This window comes from Kitasatospora sp. NA04385 (assembly GCF_013364235.1).
Lineage (GTDB): Bacteria > Actinomycetota > Actinomycetes > Streptomycetales > Streptomycetaceae > Kitasatospora.
On sequence record NZ_CP054919.1, the window covers coordinates 4,772,217 to 4,786,329 of the forward strand.

Here is a 14,113-nt window from a genome sequence, read left to right on the forward strand (position 1 = left end):
ACCTACGGCATCGTAGGTACCGGGCCCGGTCAAGCGGAAGGCCCGCGGGCGGACGTGTCGCACTGTTCTCCCCCCGGACCCCGGCCGGTCGGCGGCCCGGGGGCGGGGCGTCGTTCGTGTGCCTTCGCCGAAGGTGGTGGAGCAACGGGCCGTCAACCCGTAGGCTGTGCTGGGCGCGCGACGCGCCCTTTCCGCCGTGGTGTAATGGCAGCACAGGGCCCTTTGGAGGCCTTTGTCTGGGTTCGAATCCTAGCGGCGGAGCCCGTTCCGGCCGGTTTCCGACCGGCCCGACCCTTTCGGACCGTTTCCGTTCCCTTTCCGCCGGTCTCCTCTGGGTATCCTCGGTGCGCCCTCAACCCCGCATCGACCGAGGAGTCCTCCCGCGTGAGTGCCAACCAGCCCGCCGCCGTGATCGTGCTCGCCGCCGGGGGCGGCACCCGGATGAAGTCCAGGGCACTGCCGAAGGTGCTGCACGAGATCTGCGGCCGCTCCCTGGTGGGCCACGCGGTCAGCGCGGCCGAGGAGTTGACGCCCGGTCAGCTGGTCGTGGTGGTCGGCCACCGGCGCGAGCTGGTCCAGGCGCACCTGGCCGAGCACCACCCGGCCGCCCGCCCGGTCGTCCAGACCGAGCAGAACGGCACCGGCCACGCCGTGCGCACCGCGCTGCAGGCGCTCGCCGCCGACGGCGTGGAGCTGGACGGCACCGTGCTGGTCACCACCGGCGACGCCCCGCTGCTCACCGGCGCCACCCTGGCCGCGCTGGCCGCCGCGCACGCCGAGCAGGGCAACGGCGTCACCGTGCTGACCGCCCGCGTCCCCGACCCGACCGGCTACGGCCGGATCCTGCGCGGCCCGGACGGCGCGGTCGCCGCGATCGTCGAGCACAAGGACGCCACCGCCGAGCAACTCGCCGTGGACGAGATCAACTCCGGGGTGTTCGCCTTCGACGCCAAGCTGCTGGCGCTGGCCCTGTCGCTGGTCGGCACCGACAACGTGCAGGGCGAGGAGTACCTGACCGACACCCTGGGCATCCTGCGCCGCGAGGGCCACCGGGTCGGCGCGGTGCTGGCCGCCGACCACCGGGAGATCGTCGGCATCAACGACCGGGTGCAGCTGGCCGAGGCCCGCCGGCTGCTCAACGACCGGCTGCTGGCCGACGCGATGCGGGCCGGCGTCACGGTGGTCGACCCGGCCTCCACCTGGTTCGACGTGCAGGTGACCTACGAGCCGGACGCGCTGGTCCACCCCAACACCCAGCTGCACGGCGCCAGCCACCTCGGCGAGGGCTGCGAGGTCGGCCCGAACAGCACGCTGACCGCCACCTCGGTCGGCGCGGGCGCCCGTGTGAGCAACACCACGGCCGACCGGGCCGAGATCGGCCCGGAGGCCACCGTCGGCCCGTACGCGTACCTGCGGCCCGGCACGAAGCTGGCCCGGGGGGCGAAGGCCGGCACCTACGTGGAGATCAAGAACTCCGAGCTCGGCGAGGGGGCGAAGGTCCCGCACCTGTCGTACATCGGGGACGCGACCATCGGCGAGGGCACCAACGTCGGTGCGGCGTCCGTCACAGTGAACTACGACGGGGTGAACAAGCACCGGACGGTCATCGGGGCCCACTGCCGCACGGGTTCCGACAACATGTTCATCGCCCCGGTGACGGTCGGTGACGGGGCCTACACGGCCGCCGGATCGGTGATCACCAACGACGTCCCGGCCGGTTCGCTGGGCGTCGCGCGGGCCCAGCAGCGCAACATCGCGGGCTGGGTTGAGCGGAAGCGGCCGGGTTCGGCCTCGGCCCGCGCGGCCGCCGAGGCGGGTGGGACGCAGTAGTCGGACGGTGCGGCCGGGGATCTTGCGGAGTGGTCCCCGGCCACCGGCCGCGGCCCGGGGCGCGTAACCTGAAGTACACACGTGCGCCATCGGGCCTGTTCGGCCGTGCCTCGGCGTACTCACCCAGAGTGGCAATACACGAGGAGACGGTGCAGTGAGCGGGATCACGACCTCCGGTGAGAAGAAGCTCAAACTCTTTTCCGGCCGTGCCCACCACGGACTTGCCGAGGAGGTCGCCCGCGAACTGGGCACCGAACTCGTCCCGACCAAGGCCCTGGACTTCGCCAACGGCGAGATCTACGTCCGCTTCCTGGAATCCGCCCGCGGCGCCGACTGCTTCGTGATCCAGAGCCACACGGCTCCGATCAACCAGTGGATCATGGAGCAGCTGATCATGATCGACGCGCTCAAGCGCGCGTCGGCCCGCAGCATCACCGCGATCCTCCCGTTCTACGGCTACGCCCGGCAGGACAAGAAGCACCTCGGCCGCGAGCCCATCTCGGCCCGCCTGGTCGCCGACCTGCTGCGCCAGGCCGGGGCCGACCGGCTGATGGCGGTGGACCTGCACACCGCGCAGATCCAGGGCTTCTTCGACGGCCCGGTGGACCACCTGTTCGCGCTGCCGATGCTGGCCGACTACGTGGGCGACCGCGTCCCGGACCGCTCCAAGCTGACCATCGTCTCCCCGGACGCCGGCCGCGTGAAGGTCGCCGACCAGTGGTGCGACCGGCTCGGCGCCCCGCTGGCGATCATCCACAAGCGCCGCGACATGTCGCAGGCCAACACCATCCTGTCCGCCGAGGTGGTCGGTGACGTCAAGGACCGGGTCTGCGTCCTGGTCGACGACATGATCGACACCGCCGGCACCATCTGCGCCGCCGCCGACGCGCTGTTCGACGCCGGTGCGGCCGACGTCATCGTCGCCGCCACCCACGGGGTGCTCTCCGGCCCCGCCGCGGACCGGCTGAAGAACTCCCGGGTCAGCGAGTTCGTCTTCACCAACACCCTGCCGACCCCGGCCCAGCTCCAGCTGGACAAGATCACCACCCTGTCGATCGCCCCGTCGATCGCCGCCGCGGTGCGCGAGGTGTTCGAGGACGGCTCGGTCACCAGCCTCTTCGAGGGCGTGCACTGACCCGCCGTCAGGCCCCGCCGGGCGTGAAATCGGCCCCCCGCTCCGCCCGGAGCGGGGGGCCGATTTCACGTCCGTGCCACACCCCGGTTAGTCTTGGGAGACTGCTCGGCGAGGGATGCCCTTCTGGTGCTCCGTGATCGACGCGCGAGAACGATGCGCCTTGATCGAACCGCCGAGCGTCCCCCCAACACTTGAGGGTGTGGCCCGGCGGTTCTGTCGTTCCTGCACCCCTTCGCTTCACGAGGAGTGCAGCCGTGTCCGAGATCCGCCTTGCCGCCGAAGCCCGCACCGAGTTCGGCAAGGGTGCCGCCCGTCGTGCCCGTCGCGCCGGCTTCGTCCCCGGTGTCGTCTACGGCCACGGCCACGCCCCGGTGCACCTGAACCTGCCCGGCCACGACCTGATGATGGCCCTCAAGACCCCGAACGCCCTGCTGGTCGTCCCGATCGACGGCAAGGACGAGTTCGTGCTGCCGAAGGCCGTGCAGCGCGAGGCCATCAAGCGCTCCATCGAGCACGTCGACCTGCTGCTGGTCAAGCGCGGCGAGAAGGTCACCGTCGAGATCCCGGTCCACACCGAGGGCGAGCTGGCCCCCGGCGGCAACCTGATCGAGAACGTGCTGAACGCCCTCCCGATCGAGGCCGAGGCCACCCACCTGCCCGAGTCGGTCACCGTCTCGGTCGAGGGCCTGGAGGCCGGCGCCTCCATCACCGCCGGCGACATCGCCCTGCCCTCCGGCGTCTCGCTGGCCGTCGAGGCCGACGCCGTCGTGCTGCAGGTCATCGGCGCCCAGGCCCCCGAGGCCACCGAGGAGGAGGCTGCCGAGGCCGAGACCGAGGCTGCCGCCGCCGAGGCCGTCGAGGCCTGATCACCGCCGCTTCGCTGCCCCGGCCGTCCCGCCCCGTGCGCGGACGGCCGGGGCAGCGGCGTGTCCGGGATGATGTGACGGTACGGAGAACACCCGCGTGAGGAGCGGCATGAGCGAGTACGACGGCCCCTGGCTGGTGGTGGGCCTCGGCAACCCGGGCAAGGAGTACGCCCGCAACCGGCACAACATCGGCTTCATGGTGGTCGAGCTGCTGGCCCAGCGCATCGGCGCCCGGTTCAAGGCCCACAAGAGCCGCGCCCAGGTCGCCGAGGGGCGGCTGGCCGGCCGGCGGGTCGTCCTCGCCGAGCCGATGAGCTTCATGAACCTCTCGGGCGGCCCGGTCACCGCGCTGCGCGACTTCTACAAGGTGCCGACCTCGGCGGTCGTCGCCGTCCACGACGAGCTCGACCTCGACTACGCGGCGCTGCGGCTGAAGACCGGCGGCGGCGACAACGGCCACAACGGGCTCAAGTCGCTCACCAAGTCGCTCGGCCCCGACTACCACCGGGTCCGCTGCGGGATCGGCCGCCCGCCCGGCCGGATGGAGGTCGCCGACTTCGTGCTCAAGGACTTCTCCTCCACCGAGCGCAAGGACCTCGACTGGTTCGTCGACCGGGCCGCCGACGCGGTCGAGGCGCTGCTCTCCGACGGCCTGGAGCGGGCCCAGCAGAACTACAACTCCTGATCCCCGCCGGGCCGCTGACTGCTCTCCGTACACAACGTTCATGCAACGCTTGCCCGGAGGAAGCTGACCTGGGGTCAGAAACCGCGCGGGATCGGATACCGTCGAAGCCGGTACAGCAAGGATTGAAGTGCCGTCTATGGGGGTATGGACCGTGATCCGGTCGAAGCGCGTGGGCAAGGTCGTCGGCGGCACCGTACTGTGCCTGGCCGCCGGAGGATGGGCGGGGCAGGCCGCTGCGGCCGCCGAGCCCAGCCCCGTTCCCGAGCCCGCCGCCGCCCGGCTCGCCCCGCCCACCGGCTCCGTCGGCGCGGCCGGCGCGTACGCCGTCGGCGGCGGCCTGGTCGTGGTGGCGGGCGGGGCCGCGGCCTGGCTGCGCAAGCGCAAGCGGGCCTGAACGGCGGGGACGACGAACGGCGGCGGCCCGCCCCCTCGATGACGAGGGGGCGGGCCGCCGCCGTTCCCGGTGCGGGCCGGATCAGCCGGTGTTGCGCAGGCCCGCCGCGATGCCGTTCACGGTGAGCAGCAGCGCGCGGGCGCGCAGCGGGTCCTCCGGGCGGCCGGCCGCGACCTCCTCGCGCTGCCGGCGCAGCAGCGCGACCTGGAGGTAGGAGATCGGGTCGAGGTAGGCGTCGCGCACGGTGAAGGTCTGCTTGAGGACCTCGTTGTGCTCCAGCAGCTCCGACTCGCCGGTCAGCCGCAGCACCTCGCGCAGGGTGAGGTCGTGCTCGGCGACGATCTGGTCGAAGATGTGGTGCAGCTCGGCCGGGACCAGCTGCTCCACGTAGTGGCGGGCGATCCGCAGGTCCGTCTTGGCCAGCGTCATGGCGACGTTGGACAGGAAGTTGCGGAAGAAGTGCCAGTTGGCGTGCATCTCGTCGAGCACGTCCGTCAGGCCGGCCTCGCGGGCCGCCGCCAGGCCGGAGCCCACGCCGTACCAGCCGGGCACGATCTGCCGGGACTGCGTCCAGCCGAACACCCACGGGATGGCCCGCAGGCCGTCCAGGCCGGCGCCGCTGTCGGGGCGGCGGGACGGGCGGGAGCCCAGGTGCAGCGAGGCCAGCTGGTCGACCGGCGTCGCGGCGAAGAAGTACTTCGGCAGGTCCTCCTGCTCGACCAGCGCGCGGTACGCGGTGTGCGCGGCCTCGGAGACCTGGTCCATCGCGGCGTCCCAGCGGGCCAGCTCCTCGGGGGCCTGGCGGGGCGCGGTGTGCAGCGCGGACGCGGCCAGCGTGGCGGAGAGGGTCAGCTCCAGGTTCTCCCGGGCCAGCGAGGGCAGCAGGTACTTGTCGGAGATCACCTCGCCCTGCTCGGTGACCTTGATCTCGCCCTCCAGGGTGCCCCACGGCTGGGCGAGGATCGCCTCGTGCGAGGGGCCGCCGCCGCGGCCGACGGTGCCGCCGCGGCCGTGGAAGAGCCGCAGCCGGATGCCGTAGCGGTGCGCGACGTCGCGCAGCCGGCGCTGGGCGCGGTGGATCTCCCACTGCGAGGTGGTGATGCCGCCGAACTTCGAGGAGTCCGAGTAGCCGAGCATGACCTCCTGGATGTCGCCGCGCAGCGACACCAGCAGCCGGTACGACGGGTCGGAGAGCATCTCGTCCAGGATCCGGTCGGCCTCCTGGAGCTCGTCGGTGGTCTCCAGCAGCGGCACGATGCCGATCTTGGCGATGCCCGCGTGCAGGTCGATCAGGCCGGCCTCGCGGGCCAGCACCGCGGCCGCGAACACGTCGTCCGCGCCCTGGCACATCGAGATGATGTACGACTCGACGATCTCGTCGCCGAAGCGCTCGAAGCCCTCGCGGATGGTGGTGAACACGCCCAGCGTCTTGGCGCCCGCGGCGTCCAGCGGGGCCGGGGTCGGGGCCAGCGGGCGGCGCGAGCGCATCTCCTTGGACAGCAGGCGCTGGCGATACTCGCGCGGCATGTCGGTGTAGCGCCAGGCCTCCTCGCCGAGCCGGTCGAAGAGCTGGCCCAGCGCGTGGTGGTGCGCCTCGGCGTGCTCGCGCACGTCCATGGTGGCCAGCTGCAGGCCGAACGCCTCGATGGTGCGGATCGCCCGGGCCAGCCGGCCGTCGGCGATCAGGCCGCCGCGGTGGGCCCGCAGCGAGTCCTGGATCAGCCGCAGGTCGGCCAGCAGGTCCCGGGTGCCGACGTAGTCGCGGCCCGGGGTGGGCGGGGTGCCGGCGGCCAGCCGGTCGCGGGTGTTCTCCAGCTTGATCCGGATGCAGGTGGCCTTCAGCCGGTACGGCTCCTCGGCGTTCATCCGCTTGTAGCGCGGGCTCAGCTCCGGCAGGTGCGCCAGGTCGGCGTCCAGCGAGGCGAGCAGCTCCTCCGAGGCCCCGGCCAGCCGCACCGAGGTGGAGAGCGAGGCGCGCAGGTCGTCGACCGCCTCCAGGGCGTCCTTGATGCCGTACTCGTGCTGGAGGTTGAGCACGTCCCAGGTGACCCGCGGGGTGACGTTCGGGTTGCCGTCGCGGTCGCCGCCGATCCAGGTGCCGAAGGTCAGCGGGCGCACGCCCTCGGGCAGCGTCAGGCCGACCCGGGCCAGCTCCTCGTGCAGCTCCTCCAGCACCTCCGGGACGGCGTCGCGGTACAGCTCGTCCAGGTAGTAGACGGCGTTGCGGGCCTCGTCGGTGGGCTCCGGGCGGGCGATCCGCAGCTCGTCGGTCTGCCAGAGCAGGTCGATCACCTCGGCCAGGCGGCGGTCGGCCTGGCGGCGGGCCGAGGTCTGCCGGGCGCTGTCGACCCGGCCGGTGGCGGCCTGCTCGCGGTGGATGCGCTCCAGCAGCTCGCCGACCCGGCGCAGCTTGTTCAGCACCGAGCGGCGGGCCGCCTCGGTCGGGTGCGCGGTGAACACCGGGCGCACCGCGAGGTTGGCCAGGGTGTCCGCCAGGTGCTTGGGGTCGGCGTCCTTCAGCTCGTCCACGGTCTGCGAGAGCAGCGAGCCCTCCCGGGCCCGGCGCGCCGCGAACTCCCGGCCGCGGTGCACCTGCTCGGTGACGTTCGCCAGGTGGAAGTAGGTGGAGAAGGCGCGGACCAGCTTCGCGGCGGTGTCGAGGTCGATCTCCGCCAGCAGCTGTGCGGTCGCCTCGCCGTCGGTGCGGCTCAGCAGGCGCACCTGCTCGACCAGGCCCAGCAGTTCGGGGCCCTCCTGGCGGACCAGGGTCTCCCCGAGCAGATCGCCGAGGCGGCGGATGTCCGCACGCAGCGCGGCGTTGTCGTCCGCGTCGGCGATCACGGAGGGGCTGTCCGCCGGAGTGGGGACCGGAGCGGTCACGGCTGTCTCCCTGTGGTGGTGGGGTTCGGCAACGGCTCTGACATCACCGCGGTGCGGGTGACGGGTGCGGACCGCGCTGTCCGACGGGCAACAGCATAGGTGGCACGGGGTGCCAGGACGGAGAGGTGGCCGGATGGCGGACAGGTCGGGGAGGGCCGGGAACCCGCCGGACGCGGGACGGCACCCGTCGGCACGCCTGCCGCCCGGGGCGACTGCGTATCGTGTCGGTCATGAGTGAGAAGCCGTCGGGGGACGGCCCGTGGTGGTGGGCGCGAAGGCGCAGCGCGGTGCTGGACGTGGGGCTGGCGGCGGTCTCCGGGCTGGAGTGCGCCGCCGGGGCGTACGGGCTGGTCCGGGACCGGCTGGGCTGGGGACTGCCGGTGACGGCGGTGTGCGTGGCGCTGGGGGCGCTCGCCGGGGCGTCGCTGCTGGTGCGGCGCAGGTGGCCGGTGGTGCCGGTGGTGGTGGCGCTGGTGTTCGTGCCCGGCTTCTTCGGCGTGGTGCTGCTGGTGGTCTCGCTGTACACCCTCGCGGCGACCTGGGAGTGGCCGCTGCGGCGGGCCCGGGTGGTGGTGCTGTCGGCGGTCGCGATGGTGGAGACCTTCGGGACGGTGCTGTTCGCGATGACCGCGCCCGCCGAGGCGCCCGCCGACCCGTTGCCGCCGACCTGGGTGTTCGTGGTGATCGCGGCGTTCGTCGCGGTCGGCATGGCGGTGGCCCCGATGGTGACCGGCCTGTACGTGGGGGCGCGGCGGCGCCTGGTGGAGTCGCTGAAGGACCGCGCGCAGGGCCTGGAGACGGAGCTGACCCTGCTGGCCGAGCAGGCCAGGGAGCGGGCCTGGCGGGCCCGGGCGGAGGAGCGCACCAGGATCGCCCGGGAGATGCACGACGTGGTCGCGCACCGGGTCAGCCTGATGGTGGTGCACGCCGCGGCGGTGGAGCGGATCGTCCCCAAGGACCCGGCGAAGGCCCGGCAGTCGGCGCAGCTGATCGGCGAGACCGGCCGGCAGGCGCTGGACGAGCTGCGGGAGATCCTCGGGGTGCTGCGGATGACCGAGCCGCAGGAGCAGGTGGAGGCCCCGGTCGGCGGCCTGGCCGAACTGCCGGAGCTGGTCGAGCAGTCCCGGGTGGCGGGCATGGCGGTGGCGCTGACGGTCAGCGGCGAGCGCCGGGAGTACGTCGCGGAGGCCGAGCAGACCGCGTACCGGGTGGTCCAGGAGGGCCTGACCAACGCGCACAAGTACGCGGGCGGGGCCCGGGTGTCGGTGCTGCTCGCGTACGTGCCCAACGGGGTGCGGGTGTCGGTGGTCAACGCGTGCCCGGACGGGGCGGCGCAGGTGGCGCTGCCGAGCGGCGGCAACGGGCTGGTCGGGATGCGCGAGCGGGTGGTGGCGCTCGGCGGCGCCTTCCACGCCGGGCCGGAGGACGGCGGCGGGTTCCGGGTCGAGGCGGTGCTGCCGTCCCGGCTGCGGCGCCCGGCGGGGCCCCCGGCCTGACCGGCCCGACCGTCCGCCCAGCCGTCCGCGGTGTGAAGCCGTCCGCTCAGCCGTCCGCCCGGCCGTCCGCGGTGCGCAGCCGGTGCGGGGCGTGGCCCAGCACCAGGGTGCCGATCGCCCGGTCCACGCTGGGGCCGAGGTACCACTCGCCGGTGTGGTCGAGGCTGTAGACCCGGCCCCGCTCGTCGATCGCCAGCAGGGCCTGCCCGTACAGCTCCTCGCCGAGCGGGGCGAGCCGGACGTCCAGGGCGCGGCCGAGGTCGGCCAGGGTGCGCGGGGCGTGCAGGCCGCAGCGCGGGTCGAGCAGGAACGGGGTGCGGGCCAGGGTGTCGCCCGGGCCGGGGACGTCGAAGGCCAGGCCGCCGAACTCGGCCCAGGCCTCGATCGCGGCCGGGAACACCGAGTGCTGCGGGTCCAGCGGGCCGCCGTACGCGACCAGGGCGTCGGCCCACTGCTCGGCCTGCCGGATCTCCCAGCGGCCGGGGTGCCAGCCGGCCTGCTTGAGCGCGGCGGCCACGTCGGCCGGGAAGCGGGGCTGGGTGCGGACGGTGCTGGCGTTCAGGGCGTGCTCCGGTGGGTCGGGGACGGGGGACTGCGGGCCGTGCGCGCTCAGCGGCCGGGCGGGCCGACCGCGACGCTGGCCACGTTCAGGTGGTCCAGCAGCGGGGCGCAGGAGCGGCAGGGCGGCGCGTGCGTGCCGTGCGCCGGGTCCCCCTCCTCGCGGATCCGCAGCGTGGTCATCCGGGCGCCCTTGAGCGCCTTGCGCGCCTCCTGCACCGTCATCGGCTTGCGGGCGGCCCGCTTCGAGCGGGACGCGTCGACCTGCCCCAGGTACTGGGACAGCAGCGCCGCCTCCGGGCAGCGGCCCATGAAGCGCTCGCGCTTCTCCACCGGCAGCGCCGCCAGGAACTCCCCGACCAGCGGGTGCAGCATCGGCGCCGGCTCCGACTTCTCCCCGGCCAGGGTGTGCACCTCGCCGCCGCGCAGCGACAGCGCGGCCGCGACCGCGGGCAGCAGGCTGTCGCGCTGGTGCCGCAGCACGGGCGGCGGGCCCGACTGGTCCATGACTGCTCCTCGGCGTTGGTGCGGCGCACCGGCAGTTCTCCGCTGCCGGGGGTCTGCTGACGGACGGTGGACACGCAGGGTAGCGAGAGCCACTGACAGTGAATCCTCGCCCCAGGGCGTCCAGCCTGCCAAACCGATTCGCGGCGCGCCGCGCCGGGGTGCGGACACGGGGCGCGCGGAGGTGTACGGAGGGACGAACTCCCGCCCCGCGCGCCCCTGGTGGTCCGCACCGGTTTTGCCGATTGTGCCCCGATGGGCCCGGCCGGGCCGGTACCGTTCGAGCGACGCGGCGGCAAGGGGGGTCTTGCGATGGGGTCGAACGTCGTGGCGCACGAGGCGCCAGGGGAACACGTGCCCACACCGGGCAGCACCGAACGGCAACCGGACCGGCGGATCGGACTGGCCGTGGTCGGCGCCGGCTACTGGGGCCCGAACCTGGTCCGCAACGCCCAGCAGACCGCCGCACTGCGGCTGCACTGGCTGTGCGACCTCGACGAGCAGCGCTCCCGCCGGGTCCTCGGCGAGTACTCGACGGTCGCCTCCACCACCTCCTACGAGCAGGTGCTCGCCGACGAGCGCGTCCAGGCGGTGGCCATCGCCACGCCCGCCGGCGTGCACCACCGGCTCGCCCGGGCCGCCCTGGAGGCCGGCAAGCACGTCCTGGTGGAGAAGCCGATCACCACCACCGTCGAGGAGGCCGCCGACCTGGTCGCCCTCGCCGAGGAGCGCGGCCTGGTCCTGATGTGCGACCACACCTTCTGCTACACGCCGGTGGTGCGCCGGATCCGCGAACTCGTGCACGGCGGCGAGATCGGCGACATCCAGTTCTTCGACTCGGTGCGGATCAACCTCGGCCTGGTCCAGCCCGACGTCGACGTGTTGTGGGACCTCGCCCCGCACGACCTGTCGATCCTCGACTTCGTGCTGCCGCCGGGCGTCGAACCCGTCGGCGTCAGCGCCCAGGCCGCCGACCCGATCGGCGCCGGCCGGGCCTGCGTCGCCTACCTGACGCTGCACCTGTCCAACGGCGCGCTCGCCCACTGCCACGTCAACTGGCTCTCCCCGACCAAGGTCCGCACCACCCTGATCGGCGGCTCCCGCCGCACCCTGGTCTGGGACGACCTCAACCCGCAGGCCCGGCTCGCCGTCCACGACCGCGGCGTCGACCTCACCCCGCCCGACGAGCTCACCGACGCCATCCGGCACCGCGCCCTGATCTCCTACCGGGTCGGCGACGTGGTCGCCCCCGCCCTGGTCGAGCAGGAGGCGCTGCGCAACGTGATGGGCGAGTTCGCCGCCGCCATCACCGAGGGCCGCGCCCCGCTCACCGACGGCCGCGCCGGGCTGCGCGTGCTGCGCCTGCTGCACGCCGCCTCCCGCAGCCTCGAACTCGGCGGCGCCACCGTCCCGGTGGACGCCTCCGACGACGCCGCCCTGATCACCCGCAAGCTCCCCGACCAGCTCCCCGACCAGCAGAAGGCCGCCGCCCGATGAACGCCGCCGTCCCCCTCGAAGGCTCCCGCTGCCTGGTCACCGGCGGCGCCGGAACCATCGGCTCCACCGTCGTCGACCAGCTGGTCGAGGCCGGCGCCCGCGAGGTCGTCGTCCTCGACAACTTCGTCCGCGGCCGGGCGGCCAACCTGGCCCGCGCCCGGGAACTCGCCGCCCCCGGGCAGCTGCGGGTCGTCGACGGCGACATCCGCGACCGCGCCCTGCTGCGCGACCTGCTCGGCACCGGCACCGACCTGCTGTTCCACCTCGCCGCGATCCGGATCACCCAGTGCGCCGCCGAACCCCGGCTCGCCCTGGAGGTCATGGTCGACGGCACCTTCGACGTGGTCGAGGCCGCCGCCGAGACCGGCGTGCGCAAGGTGATCGCCTCCTCCACCGCCTCGGTGTACGGCCTCGCGGACACCTTCCCGACGCCCGAGACCCAGCACCCGTACCACAACGACACCCTGTACGGCGCCGCCAAGGTCTTCAACGAGGGCCTGCTGCGCAGCTTCCACGCCATGCACGGCCTCGACTACGTCGCCCTGCGGTACTTCAACGTGTACGGCCCCCGGATGGACGTGCACGGCCGCTACACCGAGGTGTTCATCCGCTGGATGGAGCGGATCGCCGCCGGACAGCCCCCGCTGATCTTCGGCGACGGCGCCCAGACCATGGACTTCGTCTACACCGAGGACATCGCCCGGGCCAACCTGCTGGCCGCCGCCGCCCCCGTCACCGACCGGGTCTACAACATCGCCTCCGGCAGCGAGGTCTCGCTGCGCGGCCTCGCCGACGCGCTGCTCGCCGCCATGGACTCCGACCTCGACGTCGAGCACGGCCCGGCCCGGGACACCGCCGGCGGCGTGGTCCGGCGCCTGGCCGACGTCTCCGCGGCCGAGCGCGACCTCGGCTGGAAGCCCGAACTCGGGCTCACCGACGGGCTGCGCAGGCTCGTCGCCTGGTGGCGCGAGCAGCTCTAGCGCCCGGGCCGGCCCCGGCCGGGCGCTAGACCCGCCCCGCCGCCCCGGGCGGCGGCCACCCCGTAGGACCGCGCGAAGCGGAGCCGTGCGTGATGCGAAGGAGCACCACCGTGTCCACCATCCCCGTCATGATCCCCTGGCTCGGCGACGAGGAGGCCGAGGCCGCCGCCGAGGCGGTCCGCTCCGGCTGGGTCGCGCAGGGCCCCCGGGTCGCCGCGTTCGAGCGGGCGTTCGCCGAGTTCCTCGGCGTGCCGCACGCCGTCGCGGTCTCCTCCTGCACCACCGCCCTGCACCTGGCGATGATCGGCGCCGGCGTCGGCCCCGGCGACGAGGTCGTCGTCCCCTCGCTCTCCTTCATCGCCACCGCCAACGCCGTCACCTACGTCGGCGCCACCCCGGTCTTCGCGGACGTCGACCCGGCCACCGGCAACCTCACCGCCGAGACCGTCGCCCCGCTGCTCACCGACCGCACCCGGGCCGTGGTCGCCGTCGACCAGGGCGGCGTCCCGGTCGACCTGGACGCGATCCGGGCGCTGGCCGAGCCCCGCGGCGCCACCGTGGTCGAGGACGCCGCCTGCGCCGCCGGCTCCACCCTGCGCGGCCGCCCGGCCGGGGCGGACGCCGCCGTCGCCGCGTACTCCTTCCACCCGCGCAAGCTGCTCACCACCGGCGAGGGCGGCATGGTCACCTGCCAGGACGCCGGGCTCGCCGCCCGGCTGCGGCGGCTGCGCGAGCACGGGATGAGCGTCTCGGCCGCCGACCGGCACGCCGGGGCGGGCGGGGCGGGCGTCGTGGAGACCTACGACGAGATCGGCTTCAACCACCGGATGACCGACGTCCAGGCGGCGATCGGCCTGGTCCAGCTCGGCAAGCTGCCCGCGATGGTCGCCCGGCGGCGCGAACTCGCCGACCGCTACCGGGAACTGCTGGGGGAGGAGCTGGCCGCCCGGCTGGTCGGCGACCCGTCCCACGGCACCTCCAACTTCCAGTCGCTGTGGCTGCGGCTGCCCGAGGACGCCCCCGACCGCGGCGAGGTCCTGACCCGGCTGGCCGCCGACGGCGTCTCCGCCCGGCGCGGCATCATGGCCGCCCACCTGGAGGCCCCGTACAAGGGCACCGCGCGGGTCCCGCTCCCGGTGACGGAGGAGATCACCGCGCGGACGCTGATCCTGCCGCTGTACCACTCGCTCACCCACGAGCAGGTGGAGCACGTCGTCTCGGCGCTCAGGACGGCCCTGGGGCGCTGACCCCCGGGGCGCCTCCCCGCCGCGATCCTCCCGCCGTCCGT

The 14,113-nt window shown here is 73.9% G+C and carries 12 protein-coding genes and 1 tRNA gene; 10 read left to right on the forward strand and 3 right to left on the reverse strand.

Translation table 11 applies throughout. From position 1 onward, the window contains the following. The first annotated feature begins 190 nt into the window (after window positions 1–190). The 6 genes from HUT16_RS21395 to HUT16_RS21420 all read left to right on the forward strand — a co-directional run bounded on the left by HUT16_RS21395 (window position 191) and on the right by HUT16_RS21420 (window position 4,910). Window positions 191–261 (forward strand) — tRNA-Gln (locus HUT16_RS21395). Window positions 262–384: 123 nt separating this feature from the next. Further along, entirely contained in the window at window positions 385–1,830 is a 1,446-nt protein-coding gene (gene glmU / locus HUT16_RS21400) for a bifunctional UDP-N-acetylglucosamine diphosphorylase/glucosamine-1-phosphate N-acetyltransferase GlmU (protein WP_176189725.1), read from the forward strand. 154 nt (window positions 1,831–1,984) lie between these two features. Next, window positions 1,985–2,965 (forward strand): ribose-phosphate diphosphokinase, encoded by a 981-nt coding sequence (locus tag HUT16_RS21405; protein ID WP_176189726.1) that lies wholly within the window; start codon window positions 1,985–1,987, stop codon window positions 2,963–2,965. A gap of 254 nt (window positions 2,966–3,219) precedes the next feature. After that, window positions 3,220–3,831 (forward strand): 50S ribosomal protein L25/general stress protein Ctc, encoded by a 612-nt coding sequence (locus HUT16_RS21410; protein ID WP_176189727.1) that lies wholly within the window; start codon window positions 3,220–3,222, stop codon window positions 3,829–3,831. A gap of 109 nt (window positions 3,832–3,940) precedes the next feature. After that, entirely contained in the window at window positions 3,941–4,516 is a 576-nt protein-coding gene (pth, locus tag HUT16_RS21415) for an aminoacyl-tRNA hydrolase (RefSeq protein ID WP_176189728.1), read from the forward strand. A 151-nt stretch (window positions 4,517–4,667) separates the two neighbouring features. Further along, the gene (locus HUT16_RS21420) at window positions 4,668–4,910 is read left to right on the forward strand and encodes a hypothetical protein (protein ID WP_176189729.1); all 243 of its coding nucleotides are present in this window, start codon (window positions 4,668–4,670) and stop codon (window positions 4,908–4,910) included. A gap of 81 nt (window positions 4,911–4,991) precedes the next feature. Here the strand turns inward: HUT16_RS21420 and ppc are convergent, their stop codons facing one another. Continuing rightward, complete coding sequence (gene ppc, locus HUT16_RS21425; RefSeq protein WP_176192790.1) at window positions 4,992–7,748, reverse strand: phosphoenolpyruvate carboxylase; 2,757 nt, start codon at window positions 7,746–7,748, stop codon at window positions 4,992–4,994. 272 nt (window positions 7,749–8,020) lie between these two features. On the opposite strand from ppc, the gene HUT16_RS21430 reads away from it, so the two are divergent. Continuing rightward, the gene (locus HUT16_RS21430; protein WP_176189730.1) at window positions 8,021–9,286 is read left to right on the forward strand and encodes a sensor histidine kinase; all 1,266 of its coding nucleotides are present in this window, start codon (window positions 8,021–8,023) and stop codon (window positions 9,284–9,286) included. Between the two features lie 46 nt (window positions 9,287–9,332). On the opposite strand, the gene HUT16_RS21435 is transcribed toward HUT16_RS21430, so the two are convergent. Both HUT16_RS21435 and HUT16_RS21440 read right to left on the reverse strand, forming a co-directional pair. Next, a complete protein-coding gene (locus tag HUT16_RS21435; RefSeq protein ID WP_254897920.1) occupies window positions 9,333–9,803 on the reverse strand; it encodes an SUKH-3 domain-containing protein in 471 nt (156 codons plus the stop codon). Window positions 9,804–9,895: 92 nt separating this feature from the next. Continuing rightward, the gene (locus tag HUT16_RS21440; protein WP_176189731.1) at window positions 9,896–10,351 is read right to left on the reverse strand and encodes a YwqJ-related putative deaminase; all 456 of its coding nucleotides are present in this window, start codon (window positions 10,349–10,351) and stop codon (window positions 9,896–9,898) included. 351 nt (window positions 10,352–10,702) lie between these two features. Between HUT16_RS21440 and HUT16_RS21445 the strand changes: the two genes are divergently transcribed. From HUT16_RS21445 to HUT16_RS21455, 3 genes are all read left to right on the forward strand, one after another. Beyond that, window positions 10,703–11,845: a Gfo/Idh/MocA family protein gene (locus tag HUT16_RS21445; protein ID WP_176189732.1), complete on the forward strand. Its 1,143-nt coding sequence runs from the start codon at window positions 10,703–10,705 to the stop codon at window positions 11,843–11,845. Then, a complete protein-coding gene (locus tag HUT16_RS21450; RefSeq protein ID WP_176189733.1) occupies window positions 11,842–12,825 on the forward strand; it encodes an NAD-dependent epimerase/dehydratase family protein in 984 nt (327 codons plus the stop codon). The genes HUT16_RS21445 and HUT16_RS21450 overlap by 4 nt, the downstream gene beginning before the upstream one ends. A 110-nt stretch (window positions 12,826–12,935) precedes the next feature. After that, on the forward strand, window positions 12,936–14,072 hold the full coding sequence (locus HUT16_RS21455) for a DegT/DnrJ/EryC1/StrS aminotransferase family protein (RefSeq protein ID WP_254897921.1): 1,137 nt from the start codon (window positions 12,936–12,938) through the stop codon (window positions 14,070–14,072). Window positions 14,073–14,113 lie beyond the last annotated feature (41 nt).